Origin of the sequence: Paraburkholderia sp. DHOC27, assembly GCF_003429005.1 — a bacterium.
Taxonomy (GTDB): Bacteria; Pseudomonadota; Gammaproteobacteria; order Burkholderiales; family Burkholderiaceae; genus Paraburkholderia.
Genome location: NZ_QVQV01000001.1, coordinates 984,943 through 999,638 on the forward strand (window position 1 = coordinate 984,943; position 14,696 = coordinate 999,638).

The window sequence follows — 14,696 nt, forward strand, 5'->3', positions numbered from 1 at the left end:
ATATACGGAAATGCTGACTAATGTACGTGAAAAATACTCTATTGTGCATAATAAAGTGCACATTTAAGAGGGAAGACGGAAAGGTTTTCGGCTATTCGTTTTGTACATATGATCATTAGTGAGCAAAATTGCACTGGAGTTAGTCAATGAAAATTGCGATTGGTAGCGACGAAGCCGCTTACGAAATGAAGGAGATGCTCCTCGAGCATCTGCGCGAGCGGGGTGTCGACGTCACGGACTTCGGAACCTATAATGCGCAGCCGGTTATCTATCCAGAGATCGCTTTCACTGTGGCCGAACGCGTGGTTGCGGGAGAATATCGGCGGGCCATACTCTTATGCGGCACGGGCATTGGTATGGCGATCTCAGCGAACAAGGTGCCAGGCATTCGTGCTGCGCAGTGTCACGATACGTATTCTGCCGAACGGGCCAGCCGGAGTAACGATGCCCAGATCATTACGATCGGCGCGCGTGTAGTGGGTCCGGAGCTGGCCAAGTCCATCGTTGACACCTTTCTTGCCGCGGAATTCGACGGCGGCCGGTCAGAGCCCAAGGTTCGGCGGATTGAAAAATACGAAACCGATCTACAGGCGAAGAATGATGCGGAAGATCTTGCCAAAAGCCACCTTCCGCGCTGACGTCCAAAGCTGGGGGGTGGGGCGCCCGCGAAGATCTGGTGCGACGGTGGGCAAGTATTCAACGAAAAGGACTGCCTGATGGAAACCGACGAACTCACTCGCCTCGCTACGCTGTACTACGTCGACGGGCTCACGCAGGAAGACATATCGAGGACCTTTTCGATCTCGCGCGCCAAAGTGGGACGCCTGCTCAAGCGCGCGCAGGAAGAAGGCATCGTCGAAATCCGTGTGCGCCATCATCCGCGCGATACCAGCGAACTCGAACACGAACTGATTGCGCGTTTCGGTCTGCAGCGTGCCATCGTCTCGATCAACCACAAAGATCAGGACAAACAGCGCGAGTTGCTGGCTGGACTGGTGGCGAGCCACCTGGACCGCGTATTGACGGACGGCATGATCGTCGCCGTCGGGATGGGCCGCAATATCAGCGCAATTTCCGAGCACGCAGTCTCTTCAATGCAGCGGTCGTGCCGATTCGTTTGTGCTATTGGCGGGGCGTATCGCGGGGGCGAGGCGATGAATGCCGATCATATCTGCCGGCGCCTCGCGTCCCGGTTCGGCGGCGAAAGCGAAACCCTTTATGCCCCAGCGCTGATGGTGGATCCGCAATTGCGCGCCGCGCTGTTGCAGAACGACACGGTCAGGCACACGCTCGATCACGCGAGGCGTGCGCAAATTGCGTTGATTGGCATCGGCGATATCAACGAAGACAGCAACATGGTGCGCATGGGATGGTTCACGCCCGCCGAAATCGCGGCGGCAAGGCAACTTGGCGCCATTGGCGACATGATGGGCTACGACTTTATCGACATTGACGGAAAGCCTGCGGACACACCGTTCGCCGACAGGGTGATCGGGCTCTCGTTCGAAGATCTGGTGCGCATTCCCAACGTCGTGGCGGTGGCGAGCGAAATCACGAAGACCACTGCGACGCTCGGCGCGCTGCGTACCGGCGCCATCAACACGCTCGCCACGACTGAAGCGATCGCGCAGTCAGTGTTGAGTCTGGACGAGGCGACTCGGGCCCGGCAAGGTGACGGCGCTACCACGGTGATCGGCCCCTGAGAGCCTGACGCGGTTCTCGAGACGCGGGCAACTTTAACAAGCGCGACGAATAGCACCGTCCGGGCGAGTCGGCCAGCCGATGGCCAACGTCACTTACGGGCACACGCCCGTGGTATCGCGGCGTACCAGTTGAATGGGCATGACGTCGTGGACCGGAGGTCCCATTCCCCCCGCTCTGATGCGCTCCACGAGCCGGCGTGCGGCCGTTCGCGCCATCGCTTCAACAGGCTGCCGGATGGATGTCAGGCCGACCAGTGGCGAGCCTGCCAGCGGCATGTCGTCAAAGCCGATAATCGAAAGCCGCTCCGGCACCGCAATGCCCTGCCGTTTTGCTGCTTCAAGCACACCGAGCGCGATCGTGTCATTGCCTGCGACGATGCCCGTCACGCGGTTCTCGTCGCCGAGCATCGCAATAGCGCTGGAATACCCGGCTTCACTGGTGTAATCACAAGAAATCAGCGGTACTGAAGTTGACGGTATGCCAGCTCCTTCCAGCCACTGCATGGCTCCTTTGACGCGATCCCTGCTTGTCGACGTATTCTGCGGACCCATTACAAGCCCGATGCGACGATGCCCGAGTTGGTAGAGATGCTCGGCTGCGAGCGCACCGGCGTGGACGTTGTCGATCTCTACCGTGTCGACTCTCACGTTATCGACAGACCGGACGACGAGTACGAGGGGAATGCCTCGTCTTTGCATCTCCGCCACGACCGGTGAATCCAGTGTCGCGGTCGCGAAGATCATGCCGTCGAGATAACCGTCGATCAAAGGCCGAAACGCGAGCAGATTTCCAGACTCGTTCATCGAGTCGATCATCAACGTGATCTGGTAATCAAACTCCTGCAATGCGTCGTGTAGATGCGTCAGCAGCAGGGTCATAAACCGGTTGTGCAACGCACCGACGACCACGCCGATCAGCTTCGTTGCCGACTTGCGCGTGGAGCGACCCTGGGACGGAATCCTGTAGCCCATTTCGGCCGCGACCGCCTGCACGGCACTACGGGTTTCGCTACTGATGGCGGGGTGTCCCGCGAGGGAACGGGACACAGTCGACACCGAGATGCCAAGGCGCTCGGCGACATCTTCAAGCCGAACCTTGGTCGCCTTTGACCGACCATTCGAACGCGCACTAGTTTGCATAAATTTGCATAGAAGGAACGGGGAACCCGGCTCGTATAGTCCAAGCCACGAAGGGTGTGAGGGTAAGTATCGAGCATTTGCGCAAAATTTGCACAAAAAATTGCGCTACATTTGCATCAACGCAGCAGGCCAAACCACTTCGGACCGCACGCTGCTCCTGATCACTTCCCAGCAAAAAGGACATGCAAATGGCAATCCAATTCTTGAAGCACGGACGTAGCGCCGAAGATTCCTCGCAAGACGCCGCGAAGGTTCGCGAAGTGGTCACGGGCATCCTCGCCGACGTCGCGTCGCGTGGTGACGCGGCAGTCGCCGAGCTCTCCGCGAAATTCGACAACTGGTCGCCTGAAAGCTTCCGATTGTCGGAAGACGAGATTGCAGGCTGCGTTCGCACGCTGTCTCAGGGACAGCTCGAAGACATCAAGTTTGCGCAGGCTCAGGTGCGCAACTTTGCGCGGGCACAACGCGAGTCGCTTCGCGATATCGAGGTGGAAACGCTGCCGGGCGTCGTCCTCGGCCACAAGAACATGCCCGTGGACAGCGTGGCGTGCTATGTGCCGGGCGGCAAGTTTCCGCTGGTGGCATCGGCGCACATGGGCGTCGTAACCGCCAAGGTCGCGGGTGTCCCCCGCATCATCACGGCATCACCGCCGGTGGGTGGCAAGCCCAATCCGGCTGTGGTCGCCGCCATGCATTTCGGCGGTGCCGACGAGATCTACACGTTCGGTGGTGTACAGGCCATCGCAGCGATGGCGCTCGGCACGCAGACGATCGACCCGGTTGCCATGGTGGTTGGACCGGGCAACGCGTTCGTCGCAGAAGCGAAGCGTCAGCTGTTCGGACGCATCGGCATCGACCTCATCGCAGGACCCTCGGAAACGCTGATCATCGCCGACGACAGCGTGGATGCTGAAATCTGCGCGACGGATCTTCTGGGTCAGGCAGAGCATGGCTTCAATACACCGGCTGTTCTGCTCACCAACTCGCTGCAGTTGGCCAAGGACACCATCGCTGAAGTCGAACGTCTGCTGAAAATCCTGCCCACGGCGAACACGGCGGGCGTTTCGTGGCGCGACTATGGTGAAGTGATCGTAGTGGACACGCTCGAGGAGATGGTCTCGGAAGCCGATCGCATCGCATCCGAGCACGTCCAGGTGATGACGCGCGACCCGGACTACTTCCTGAAGAACATGAAGAACTACGGCGCGCTCTTCCTTGGCGCGCGCACCAACGTTGCCTTCGGCGACAAGGTGATCGGCACCAATCACACGCTGCCGACCGGCAAGGCCGCGCGTTACACGGGGGGGCTGTGGGTTGGCAAGTTCATCAAGACCTGCACGTATCAGAAGGTGTTGACGGATGAAGCGAGCGCCTTGATTGGTTCGTACTGCTCTCGGCTTTGCGCTATCGAAGGCATGATCGCGCACGGCGAGCAGGCCAACATCCGCGTGCGTCGCTTCGGCAATCGCGAGGTGCCGTACGGTACTGCCGTCCCCGCCTGATTACCAACAAGGCAAGGCTCATGGCACGGACCGGTATGGCAAGGGCCGTCTTGCACCGGTCTCGCCAGATCAACACCCTGTGGAAGGACGTCGACATTGACGGGCAGTGTGAATAACGCGTAGCGCGGTGCAACACATCCAACGAAGTCGCTCAGAGTATCGTGACCGACATCCATACGGTTTTAGCGGGTTGCGTGCGTGTTTTGCCCAGACACAACCCGTAACCTGATTTTTCTTTCCAGGAGTTCCCGGAAATGCCCATCATCGTTTGCAACACGCGCGCTGGACTGGATGTCGAGGTCAAGCGGAAGATCGCGAAGGCGATCACCCTTGCCGTCAACGAGACAATCAAATCCCCAATCGAAATCATCAGCGTCATCTTTAATGACCTGGCGTCTGAAAGCAGCTACGTGGGCGGAGAGCCGGGCGGCGACACGCTCATCATGTGTAACATCCGCGCCGGTCGATCCGACGAGGCAAAGCTCACGCTCGTCAAAAAGGTGAGCGCCATTTTCAGCGAGTTCGCGGGCATTTCAGAAGATCGCATTGAGACTGGCCTGCTTGAATACGTTCCCAAGTTCATTATCCGCGGCGGCAAGCAGCTACCCGATCCACCGTACGCGTAATAGACGTTGCCCCGACACGGGTAGTAGCCAAGTTCACAAAACTTTGCATACCTATGCATTAGGAGACAGGTTTGGATACCAGGCGCTCGACTTCAGAAGGGCATTCGTTACCGAAGATGCTGACGATTGCGACTGCCAGTTTCATTGGCAGTGCCATTGAGTGGTTTGACTTCTTTCTTTACGGGATCACGTCGGCACTCGTTTTCGGCAAGCTGTATTTCCCCGGTGGAGATCCATTGACCGGGACGCTGCTGGCATTCGGAACGTTCGCGGTTGGCTTCATCGCCCGGCCATTCGGCGGCATTGTTGCAGGCCATCTTGGCGACCGCGTCGGGCGCAAGTTGGTGCTGGTCACGACGCTGCTCGCAATGGGACTTTCAACCACGCTCATTGGTCTTGTGCCGTCTTACAACAGCATTGGACTCGCTGCGCCGGTCCTTCTGATCCTGCTGCGCATCGTGCAAGGATTGGCCGTGGGCGGAGAGTGGGGCGGGGCCGCGCTGATTGCGGTCGAGCACGCAAAGCCGAACCGTCGTGGCCTCTATGGCAGCTTTCCCCAGATGGGGCTGCCCGCAGGGTTGTGTATGGCAGTGGGCGGAATGGAACTCGCAACTCGCCTGCCTGAAGCAGAGTTTCTCGCGTGGGGTTGGCGCATTCCGTTTCTGTTCAGTGCTGTCCTTGTCGCGATCGGTCTTGTGATCCGGCTCCGCATCGAAGAACCGCCCGCTTTCAGGAAGGTGCTCGATACCAATGCAATCGTCAAACTACCTATTGTCGAGGCGGTGCGCCGCTTCCCGAGGGCGATCCTGATGTCTGCCGGGCTGCGGTTTGCGGACAATATTTTGTACTACATATTTACGACTTTTTGTCTGATGTACATGACAAGCCATCTTGGCTTGCCGCGCGAAACCGTTCTCGTCGCCATTCTGATTGCCGCTGCGCTCGAACTGCTGACGATGCCACTTTTCGGCGCGTTATCTGACAGGTTCGGTCGAAAGCAGATCGTGGTCTTTGGCGCACTGATGGCGGTGATGGCACCGTTCCCGTTCTTCTACATGATCGGAACCAGGAACCCGACGATGATCCTGTTTGCGGAAATCATGGTGCTCACGATTGCTCACGCAGCCGTGTTCTCGCCAATGGCCGCCTGGTTCGCCGAAATGTTCAGCCCCGAGGTACGTTATAGCGGGGTGACGATTGGGTTCCAGTTGGGCGCATTGATTGCAGGTGCGCCGACGCCGCTCATCGCGACGGCGTTGCTCGCGAAGTACGGCGACTACACGCCCGTGGCCATCTTTGCAATGATCGCGGCCGGCATCACGTTGGTATGTGCGCTGTTCGCGAGGGTCGCCAATGATCGCAAGGCACCTTCGCCGGCAACGTTGGTTCCGGCTGCTGGAACGCATGAGGGTTGAGCCACGCTCGGTCGACGGGGACCGGGTGTGGGCGCAGCTAACGAAGCAATCAATCGAATCTGAACCAGAGAGGAATGTATGTCGAAGGGACTGTTTAGTCTTGATGGAAAGACGGCTGTTGTGACTGGCGCAGGTCGTGGGCTTGGCGCGGACATCGCTTCCTTGCTCGCCGAATCGGGCGCGCATGTCTATCTGCTCAGCAAGGATGCGGGGGAACTGGAGAAAGTCGCCGCGAGCATTCATGGAAACGGTGGCGCTTGCACTTCGGTTGTATGCGATCTCTTGAAAGATGACCAGATAGAGCGGACATTTTCTGAACTCCCGACGCTAGACATCCTCGTCAACAATGCTGGCACGAACATCCCTTCGCGACTCGCGGATGTCAAAACTTCGGATCTGGATTTTGTCATCGGTTTGAATGTCAGGGCGACGTTCCTGGCAACCCGTGCGGCTGTTCGCAAGATGCTCGAATGCGAGGACGCCGGCGACCGCTCGATCGTCAATATTTCGTCCCAGATGGGTCACGTGGGTGCACCTGACCGGTCGGTGTACTGCATGACGAAGCACGCCATGGAAGGGCTGACGAAAGCTGCGGCTGTTGAGCTTGCGCCCAGAATACGCGTGAACACGGTGGCTCCAACGTTTGTCGATACGCCGATGACGCAGCCGTTCTTCGAGGACGAGCAGTTCAAGCGCTGGGTTTTCGACCGAATTCCGATGGGCCGTCTGCTGTCGAGTCACCAGGTCGCTGCGGCGGTGCTGTACCTCGCATCTCCCGCGGCCGCAATGATTACCGGTACGAGCCTGCGTATCGACGGAGGATGGACGGCGCAGTAAGGTCGCTTCGCTCATTCGAAATTGGCTTGGTGCCTGCCAAACTTTTTTTCGAGCGATGAGACGTATATATCGAGCCCCACGAGACGAGCCGCGTAACTGCGAGCGCCCGTGTCGCATCGCACCGCGGCCGTCGTATCCTTCACTCGGTTTCGTTATCGTCAGTGTCGGCAGTGGCGATCACTGTTTCCTGATTCATGGCTGCCGCTGCCAGTGCCGTTGCAAGCTCCGGGTGCGCTTCCTTCCGTTCGCTGTAGCGATCGGTCAGGTAGTCGGACCGGTCGCGCACCAAGATCGTGAACTTGTACAACTCTTCCATCACGTCAACGACCCGATCGTAATACGCGGATGGTTTCATCCGGCCATTTGCATCGAACTCCTGCCAGGCCTTGGCCACTGACGACTGATTCGGGATGGTCACCATACGCATCCATCGACCGAGAATGCGCAGTGCGTTCACAGCGTTGAACGATTGCGAACCGCCGCACACCTGCATCACCGCAAGCGTACGACCTTGCGTTGGACGAACGCCCCCGCTTTCAAGCGGTAGCCAGTCGATCTGGTTCTTGAATACCGCTGTCAGGGTTCCGTGACGTTCCGGGCTGCACCACACCTGTCCTTCCGACCACTCCGAGAGCTTGCGCAGCTCGACCACCTTCGGATGATCAGCCGACACGCTGTCCACAAGCGGTAAGCCGTGCGGGTCGAAGACCCGGGTTTCCGCGCCGAAATGGCGCAGAATGCGTTCGGCTTCAAGCGTAAGCAGCCGGCTGTATGAGGTCGGGCGCAACGATCCGAACAGCAACAGGATTCTCGGCGCGTGTTGCGAAACCGCGCGTGGGTCCAGTTTCTGCAAATCAGGTGTGTCAAGGTGCGGGGCGCTGACGTTCGGAATGTCTTGCATCATTAGAGAAGCCTCTTTCCTTCGCTATCAACTACCTGCTCGCCATCTTCTCTCGTGAATGCGCCTTTCTGCCCAGCAGGCAGAATATCAAGCACCAGTTCAGAGGGCCTGCAAAGGCGCACACCAAGCGGCGTGACGACAAAGGGGCGGTTAATGAGGATCGGATGCTCCATCATTGCGGCGAGCAACTGATCATCGCTTAACGAGGTATCCGCGAGGCCGAGTTCGGCATATGGCGTGCCCTTCTCGCGCAGTGTTGCGCGGACCGTGAGGCCCGCGCGTGCGATCAGACTCTTCAACGTAGCGCGATCGGGCGCGTTCTTCAGATACTCGATGATTTCTGGCTCGATCCCTGCATTGCGGATCATGGCCAGCGTGTTGCGCGACGTGCCGCAATCGGGGTTGTGATAAATCGTGACGCTCATAGCGGTGGTCCCTTAATGCCGTGATTCGCTTCGTACCAGTGCTGGGAACGGTTGACAACGCCGACGACGAACAGCATGACCGGCACTTCGATCAGCACGCCTACCACCGTCGCCAAGGCTGCACCGGAATGGAAACCGAACAGACTGATTGCCGTGGCGACCGCCAGTTCAAAGAAATTGCTGGCGCCGATCAGACTCGACGGGCCGGCAACACAGTGCGCAACGCCGAGCCGTCGATTCAGGAGGTACGCGAGGCCCGAATTGAAAAACACCTGTATCAGGATCGGCACCGCGAGCATGGCGATAACCAGTGGTTCCTTGACGATCGCCTGTCCCTGAAACGCAAATAGCAGCACCAGTGTCGCGAGCAAAGCGCTAATCGAATACGGACCGAGATGAGCGACCGCTTGCCGAAAATACGTTTTGCCTCTGGTCAGCAAATGTCGGCGCAACAACTGAGCGAAGATGACCGGGATGACGATGTACAGCACAACCGAAATGATCAACGTGTCCCACGGCACGGTGATGGCCGACAGGCCGAGCAGCAGCGCAACGAGGGGTGCGAACGCAACGATCATGATCGAGTCGTTGAGCGCTACTTGCGATAACGTAAAGTACGGATCGCCCTTGCAGAGTTGCGACCACACAAACACCATCGCCGTGCAGGGGGCTGCGGCCAGCAGGATCAGGCCGGCGATGTAGCTGTCGAGCTGGTCGGCGGGAAGCCACGGCGTGAACACATGGCGGATGAAAATCCAGCCTAGAAATGCCATCGAGAATGGTTTGACGAACCAGTTCACGAATAGCGTGACGCCAATGCCACGCCATTGGCTCTTAACCTGGGTCATCGCGGAAAAATCTATCTTGACCAGCATCGGGATGATCATCACCCAGATCAGCACGCCGACCGGAAGATTCACCTGCGCCACTTCCATGCGACCGATTGCCTGAAAGAGCTGAGGAAACACCTGTCCAACCACGATGCCGCCCACGATGCAGAGCGCAACCCACATCGTCAGGTAACGCTCAAAAAATCCGATCGCCGGCCGTGCGTCGCGGATCGCTGTATTAGTGCTGCTCATTTGATTCCTCTGCGGGCTTCTCAGCGATCGCGCGCATTTCGCGCTGAATCGCATTTGCAGTAATCACCCCTCTAGACCGCGGGCTCTGCGTCGCCAGACATGCACGGCAAACCCGAATGCTGTCGCCCAGGTTCTCGACCAACATGAATGTGAGTACGCTTCATGGTGCGTCTCCGCAGCAATCGGGGAGAGCGCTCGCGGCACAGGTCGCACCTGCGCAGCAGTTCTCCGTCAGGAACCCGATCAGGCCCGTCATGGCATCGAAATTTGCTGTGTAAATGATGAAACGCCCCTGCTGTTGCGGCTTCACCAGATCAGCGTGTGACAGGTCCTTCAGGTGGAACGACAGGCTTGAGGGGGATAGCCCCACCTGCTGCGCGATTTCACCTGCAGCCATGCCCTCCGGGCCCGCAACGACCAGCATGCGAAAGATCGCAAGGCGCGATTCGTGGGCGAGCGCGCTTAGCGCGCGTACAACGATGTTTGAGTCCATGCCCGGAACGATAAAGCATTCATTTCTATATTTCAAGATTTATTGAAATGACGAGTTGAATACCACTTGTCCCATGCCCAGCGTACAACTCAGTGGCCGCCTTTTCGCGCTCCTTTGTACGAACACGCACAGTGCCGGACTACGCTTTTCTGCATCTTCAAACGCTGTGCAACGGACCCGTCGGGAGCAAGGCATGGAAGACGTGGATGTGCTGGTCATCGGTGCAGGACCGGTCGGCCTGCTGCTCGGCGCCGAATTGCAGCGTGCGGGTGTCGTCGTAAGCGTGATCGACAAGATGCCCGCGAGGGGATTTTTTTGCAAGGCACTGGGCATTACGTCGCGGACGCTCGAGATTTTCGACGATCTCGATATCGTGGATCGCGCGATCGAGGCTGGGGTATGGCTGACCGGCGTCGAGACGTGGGTCGACGGCACGATGGTGCCGGGGCGCAGCATGCGTGTGCCTGAGCACGGCCTGCCTTACGGATCCCTCTCGCTGCCGCAGTACGAGACGGAGCGACTGCTCGAGGCCGCATTCGCCGAACACGGCGGTCGGGTGAAGTACGGCCTTGTGCTGGAGCGGTTCAAGGACGATACGGACTCCGTCAAGGCGTACCTGACCGACGCCCACGGCGAAGCACACGTCGTGCGGTGCAAGTGGCTGGTGGGGTGCGATGGGGCCCACAGCAAGGTGCGCTCCGCACTCGGTTTGTCGTTCGAAGGGGAGCAGTATCCGCAAACCTTCGCGCTTGCCGACGTGAACGTGGACTGGCCATTACCGCGCGGGCCCATGTACCGGTTCGAAAAAACCGGTTCGGGGCACGCGAAGACAAGCGCGGTTGCGGTGCCCATTCACGGCTCGACGCGGCGCTACCGGCTCTCGATGATCGTGCCCGAAGACCGGGCGTCCGCGCTCGCGGCCATTGGCGCACCCGACTTCGACACGATGTGCGATCTGCTGTTGCCGTCCCTGCCAGAAGGCGTGCAACTGTCGTCACTGCGATGGTCGTCGGTCTATCGGGTGAGCCATCGCATCGCATCGGCTTATGGGCGCGGCCGGGTATTTATTGCGGGCGACGCCGCGCACATTCATCCTCCCGTTGGTGGCCAGGGCATGAACACGGGCCTGCAGGATGTCCACAATCTTGCATGGAAGCTCGCCCATGTCGCGAAAGGTCTCGCGGAGCCCGCATTGCTCGATAGCTATTCTGCGGAACGACATCCCGTCGGCGTGGATGTCGTCAAAGCGACGAGCGCGGCACTCAATGCTGTTCTTGCGCAGCAGGCCAGCAATCCGGCCATGCGCGAAACGCAACTGCTCGTTACGTATCGCGGAAGCCCGATCGTCACCGATGACTGGCCCGACGCAGACCCGGCGTCACCCGCACCAGGCGACCGGCTTCCGGATGCCGGTGGTCTATCGCAACGGTTTGTCGGACATGCGAGGCGGCTGCACGAGTTTATCGGTCATGGCCGGTATACGCTCATGGGTTACGCCGATGCGACGGAGCCGCAATCTGGCGCCTTCAGTGAACTCTGTCGAGCTTTCGCCGCGTGGTCCGGTGACGCTGGATCGGCAGTGCTCGTGAGGGCGCCGGGCTGCGACACGCCAGACTCAGAACTCATGACGACACTGACTGATGCGGCGGGTGAATTTGCAGCCGCGTATCGTCCGGCGGGTGGTGCTGTATGGATCGCGAGGCCCGATGGTCACATAGGATGGCGCAGTGGCCGTTGCTCGATTGACGACATGAAAAGCTGGTCAGAACGCGCAGGCTGTAAACCGGTGTGACAGAGGGCGCAGGCGAATGGCCGGGCTGGAGAAACTGGATTGTGCCCGCGTGTCACGCAATGTCCTGCGGTCGGCGCAGAAACTCGCCGAGAAAGTCAACGAAGGTCCTGAGCTTGACCGAGAGCTGATTGCGCTCCAGATAGACCGCGTGGATGTTGGCATCCGGTAACGCCCAGTCGTCCAGCAGCGTGATGAGTTCGCCGCGCGCCAGATGCCGTTCCACTTGCCACTGCGAACGCACGACAATCCCGCGCCCTTCGAGCGCCCAATGCAGGACGGCGCCGCCGTCGTTGCTGGACAAGGTTCCGTCTACCTTGATGGTTTCCGCGCGTTTGCCGCGCGAAAAATGCCATGTGCCATAGGCCGATTCGTTCTCGCGCAATACGATGCAGGCGTGCCGTGTCAGATCGTGCGGCACGGTGGGTTGGCCATGCCGCGCCACATAGCCGGGGGAGGCGCACACCATGCGCCGGTTTTCGAGCAGGAGCCGCGCGTTGATGCGCGCGTCCGGCACTTCGCCAAAGCGAATGCCGAGATCGAAACCTTCGTCCTGAAGACTCATCGGACGGTCCGTCAGATGCAGCAGAATCTTTATCGCGGGATAGCGCGCGACGAATTCCGACACCGCCGGCGCGATGCGGGCCCGCCCGAAGCCGAACGAAGCGTTCACGCGCAGCAGGCCGGTAGGCTCGCCCCGGCTCTGCGTGACGAGATGCTCGAGTTCCGACAACTCGTCCAGCAGGCGTGAGCCGTTCGACAGATAAAGCTCGCCTTCGGGCGTGAGGCTCAGACGCCGCGTCGTGCGATTCATCAGCCGCACGCCGAGACGCCGTTCCAGTTGCGCCAGCCGTTTGCTGACCGCGGGTGGGGTCACGCCCAACTCGCGCGCGGCCGCTGCCAGATTCTGGTGCCGCGCCACGAGCGCGAACAGATTCAGATCCGAAAAGCCCTTCATCTTGAAGCTCCGTCTTGCCTGATCAATTCGTTCCTTTTAGTTACTGCCGGAATGCTTTTCAGGAAACCCAATCGTGTGAGTCATGAATTAGACTCGGATTACGGTAAGGAGGCAACCATGTTCGAAGGCTTCACGGACGCGTCGGCAACCGTCGATGGCGTGCGCATTCATGCAATTCAGGGCGGACGCGGTCCCGCGCTTTTGCTTTTACACGGGCATCCGCAAACGCATGCGATCTGGCACAAAGTTGCGCCGGCGCTGGCGGAGCGTTTCACAGTGGTGACGGCGGACTTGCGCGGTTATGGCGACAGCGGCAAGCCGCCCGGCGACGCAGATCATGCCAACTACTCGAAGCGGCGCGTGGCGCTCGATCAGATCGAACTGATGCGCGGTCTCGGCCACGAGACCTTCGTGGTGATCGGTCACGATCGCGGTGGGCGGGTCGCGGCGCGCATGGCGCTCGATCATCCGCAAGCGGTGATGCGCCTCGTCACGCTCGATGTCGCGCCCACGCTCACAATGTATGAACAGACCTCGTTCGATTTCGCGCGTGCCTATTGGCACTGGTTCATGCTGGTGCGACCCGCGCCATTTCCCGAGACGTTGATCCGCGCGGACCCCGATCTCTATCTGAAGCAGACCATTGGCGCGCGCAGCGCCGGTCTCGCACCGTTCACGCCGGCGGCCTACGCGGAATACCTGCGCTGCCTTTCCAGTCCGGATACGGCGCATGGCATCTGCGAGGACTATCGGGCGAGCGTGACGATCGACCTCGAGCACGATCGCGCGACGCTCGCATCCGGGCAGCGGATTCGCTGCCCGTTCATGGCGTTGTGGGGCGCGCAGGGTGTGATCGAACAATGCTTCGAGCCGCTCGTCGCGTGGCGGGAGTACGCCCCGGACGTGCAGGGCGAGGCCCTGCCGTGCGGCCACTACATTCCGGAAGAAGCGCCGGAGCGGCTGCTCGAGCGCGTGCTGCCTTTTCTTAGCGAGTAAGTGTGGATCAGCTGTTCGCTCGACACCCACGCACGCAATCTCGCAGAAGCCCGGCCATGCGTGTGCCGGGTGTTCCCAACGCCATGACAATCGACATGTGGTTTTCATCACTGATGGACACGTACCGCGTGGGATTCATTTGGCGCGCCTGCGTGTGAAACGGAGCAGTCTCGCGCTCGCCTACAACCAGAAGAGGGGGATTGTCCGTGGGAAAGTCGGCATTGAGCGGCGACCAGTTCGAGATTTCATCGCACGTTAGCTGAAGCTCCGGCTGAAGAAAACTCTCCGCTACACAGCGCAGATCGTATATGCCGGAAACAAGCAGCAGAGACTGCACGGGAACGAGCCGCGTGACAGCATCGAGCGGGCCGCGAGCGACGAGATAACTGGCCAGGTGTGCACCCGCCGAGTGTCCGCTCGCGCTCACGCAGTCAGGTTTTCCTCCGAGGCTCTCGGCGTGCGTGACGAGCCAGTGAGCGGCCTTGCGCACCTGCTCCACCAGTGTGCCCATACGGGCGACCGGGAGATGCGCGTAGTCGACGATTGCCGCGACGGCCCCTGCATCCAGAATGCTATCGGCAACGAACGAGTAGTCCTTGCGCGAAAACGCACGCCAGTATCCGCCATGCACGAACATATGCAGAGGATGAGGGCCCGGACACTGCGGGAAGAACAGATCCATGCACTCGTCTTTTGTCATGCCATAGGAAACGTCCAGCATGGAGCGCTGCGTTTGCCGGGTGTTCTCGCTGGCGACGCGATAGGCTTCGAGAAACACATCGAAGTCGGCGACATGCGCCCGGATTTTCAGCGGATCGAGCGCGGTCTC

At 59.7% G+C, this 14,696-nt stretch carries 15 protein-coding genes; 8 read left to right on the top strand and 7 right to left on the bottom strand.

Annotated elements, in window-relative coordinates:
- Positions 1-146 precede the first annotated feature (146 nt).
- Together rpiB and D0B32_RS04285 are read left to right on the top strand one after the other, a co-directional pair.
- Positions 147-638, top strand: a complete 492-nt coding sequence (rpiB, locus tag D0B32_RS04280; protein ID WP_117332410.1) for a ribose 5-phosphate isomerase B — start codon at positions 147-149, stop codon at positions 636-638.
- Positions 639-716: 78 nt separating this feature from the next.
- Positions 717-1,703 carry a sugar-binding transcriptional regulator gene (locus D0B32_RS04285; RefSeq protein ID WP_117332411.1) on the top strand — a complete coding sequence of 329 codons (987 nt, stop codon included), beginning with the start codon at positions 717-719 and terminating at the stop codon, positions 1,701-1,703.
- A 93-nt stretch (positions 1,704-1,796) separates the two neighbouring features.
- On the opposite strand, the gene D0B32_RS04290 is transcribed toward D0B32_RS04285, so the two are convergent.
- A complete protein-coding gene (locus D0B32_RS04290; RefSeq protein ID WP_117332412.1) occupies positions 1,797-2,843 on the bottom strand; it encodes a LacI family DNA-binding transcriptional regulator in 1,047 nt (348 codons plus the stop codon).
- A gap of 188 nt (positions 2,844-3,031) precedes the next feature.
- Here D0B32_RS04290 and hisD point away from each other — a divergent pair, with 188 nt between their 5' ends.
- The 4 genes from hisD to D0B32_RS04310 all read left to right on the top strand — a co-directional run bounded on the left by hisD (position 3,032) and on the right by D0B32_RS04310 (position 7,223).
- Complete coding sequence (gene hisD / locus D0B32_RS04295; protein ID WP_117332413.1) at positions 3,032-4,345, top strand: histidinol dehydrogenase; 1,314 nt, start codon at positions 3,032-3,034, stop codon at positions 4,343-4,345.
- 254 nt (positions 4,346-4,599) lie between these two features.
- Positions 4,600-4,971: a tautomerase family protein gene (locus D0B32_RS04300; RefSeq protein ID WP_117332414.1), complete on the top strand. Its 372-nt coding sequence runs from the start codon at positions 4,600-4,602 to the stop codon at positions 4,969-4,971.
- Between the two features lie 71 nt (positions 4,972-5,042).
- Positions 5,043-6,386: an MFS transporter gene (locus tag D0B32_RS04305; RefSeq protein ID WP_259294871.1), complete on the top strand. Its 1,344-nt coding sequence runs from the start codon at positions 5,043-5,045 to the stop codon at positions 6,384-6,386.
- 78 nt (positions 6,387-6,464) lie between these two features.
- On the top strand, positions 6,465-7,223 hold the full coding sequence (locus tag D0B32_RS04310) for an SDR family NAD(P)-dependent oxidoreductase (RefSeq protein WP_117332415.1): 759 nt from the start codon (positions 6,465-6,467) through the stop codon (positions 7,221-7,223).
- 139 nt (positions 7,224-7,362) lie between these two features.
- Here D0B32_RS04310 and arsH read toward each other — a convergent pair whose 3' ends face one another.
- The 4 genes from arsH to D0B32_RS04335 form a co-directional block, all read right to left on the bottom strand.
- Positions 7,363-8,127, bottom strand: a complete 765-nt coding sequence (gene arsH, locus D0B32_RS04315) for an arsenical resistance protein ArsH (RefSeq protein WP_117332416.1) — start codon at positions 8,125-8,127, stop codon at positions 7,363-7,365.
- Positions 8,127-8,549 carry an arsenate reductase (glutaredoxin) gene (gene arsC / locus D0B32_RS04320; protein ID WP_117332417.1) on the bottom strand — a complete coding sequence of 141 codons (423 nt, stop codon included), beginning with the start codon at positions 8,547-8,549 and terminating at the stop codon, positions 8,127-8,129. The genes arsH and arsC overlap by 1 nt, the downstream gene beginning before the upstream one ends.
- Positions 8,546-9,631 (bottom strand): ACR3 family arsenite efflux transporter, encoded by a 1,086-nt coding sequence (gene arsB, locus D0B32_RS04325; protein ID WP_117332418.1) that lies wholly within the window; start codon positions 9,629-9,631, stop codon positions 8,546-8,548. The genes arsC and arsB overlap by 4 nt, the downstream gene beginning before the upstream one ends.
- 160 nt (positions 9,632-9,791) lie before the next feature.
- Positions 9,792-10,124, bottom strand: coding sequence for a helix-turn-helix transcriptional regulator (locus tag D0B32_RS04335; protein ID WP_117332419.1), 333 nt, complete (start codon positions 10,122-10,124; stop codon positions 9,792-9,794).
- Between the two features lie 193 nt (positions 10,125-10,317).
- Here D0B32_RS04335 and D0B32_RS04340 point away from each other — a divergent pair, with 193 nt between their 5' ends.
- Entirely contained in the window at positions 10,318-11,916 is a 1,599-nt protein-coding gene (locus tag D0B32_RS04340; protein ID WP_117332420.1) for an FAD-dependent monooxygenase, read from the top strand.
- Positions 11,917-11,968: 52 nt separating this feature from the next.
- Here the strand turns inward: D0B32_RS04340 and D0B32_RS04345 are convergent, their stop codons facing one another.
- On the bottom strand, positions 11,969-12,871 hold the full coding sequence (locus tag D0B32_RS04345) for a LysR family transcriptional regulator (protein ID WP_117332421.1): 903 nt from the start codon (positions 12,869-12,871) through the stop codon (positions 11,969-11,971).
- Positions 12,872-12,988: 117 nt separating this feature from the next.
- Between D0B32_RS04345 and D0B32_RS04350 the strand changes: the two genes are divergently transcribed.
- Complete coding sequence (locus D0B32_RS04350) at positions 12,989-13,867, top strand: alpha/beta fold hydrolase (protein WP_117332422.1); 879 nt, start codon at positions 12,989-12,991, stop codon at positions 13,865-13,867.
- Positions 13,868-13,874: 7 nt separating this feature from the next.
- On the opposite strand, the gene D0B32_RS04355 is transcribed toward D0B32_RS04350, so the two are convergent.
- A complete protein-coding gene (locus D0B32_RS04355) occupies positions 13,875-14,645 on the bottom strand; it encodes an alpha/beta hydrolase (protein ID WP_181969706.1) in 771 nt (256 codons plus the stop codon).
- Between the last annotated feature and the right edge of the window lie 51 nt (positions 14,646-14,696).

Coding starts and splice junctions, on each gene's coding strand:
- rpiB (WP_117332410.1), top strand. CDS start 147: ATGAAAATTGCGATTGGTAGCGACGAAGCCGCTTACGAAATGAAGGAG.
- D0B32_RS04285 (WP_117332411.1), top strand. CDS start 717: ATGGAAACCGACGAACTCACTCGCCTCGCTACGCTGTACTACGTCGAC.
- D0B32_RS04290 (WP_117332412.1), bottom strand. CDS start 2,843: ATGCAAACTAGTGCGCGTTCGAATGGTCGGTCAAAGGCGACCAAGGTT.
- hisD (WP_117332413.1), top strand. CDS start 3,032: ATGGCAATCCAATTCTTGAAGCACGGACGTAGCGCCGAAGATTCCTCG.
- D0B32_RS04300 (WP_117332414.1), top strand. CDS start 4,600: ATGCCCATCATCGTTTGCAACACGCGCGCTGGACTGGATGTCGAGGTC.
- D0B32_RS04310 (WP_117332415.1), top strand. CDS start 6,465: ATGTCGAAGGGACTGTTTAGTCTTGATGGAAAGACGGCTGTTGTGACT.
- arsH (WP_117332416.1), bottom strand. CDS start 8,127: ATGATGCAAGACATTCCGAACGTCAGCGCCCCGCACCTTGACACACCT.
- arsC (WP_117332417.1), bottom strand. CDS start 8,549: ATGAGCGTCACGATTTATCACAACCCCGATTGCGGCACGTCGCGCAAC.
- arsB (WP_117332418.1), bottom strand. CDS start 9,631: ATGAGCAGCACTAATACAGCGATCCGCGACGCACGGCCGGCGATCGGA.
- D0B32_RS04335 (WP_117332419.1), bottom strand. CDS start 10,124: ATGGACTCAAACATCGTTGTACGCGCGCTAAGCGCGCTCGCCCACGAA.
- D0B32_RS04340 (WP_117332420.1), top strand. CDS start 10,318: ATGGAAGACGTGGATGTGCTGGTCATCGGTGCAGGACCGGTCGGCCTG.
- D0B32_RS04345 (WP_117332421.1), bottom strand. CDS start 12,871: ATGAAGGGCTTTTCGGATCTGAATCTGTTCGCGCTCGTGGCGCGGCAC.
- D0B32_RS04350 (WP_117332422.1), top strand. CDS start 12,989: ATGTTCGAAGGCTTCACGGACGCGTCGGCAACCGTCGATGGCGTGCGC.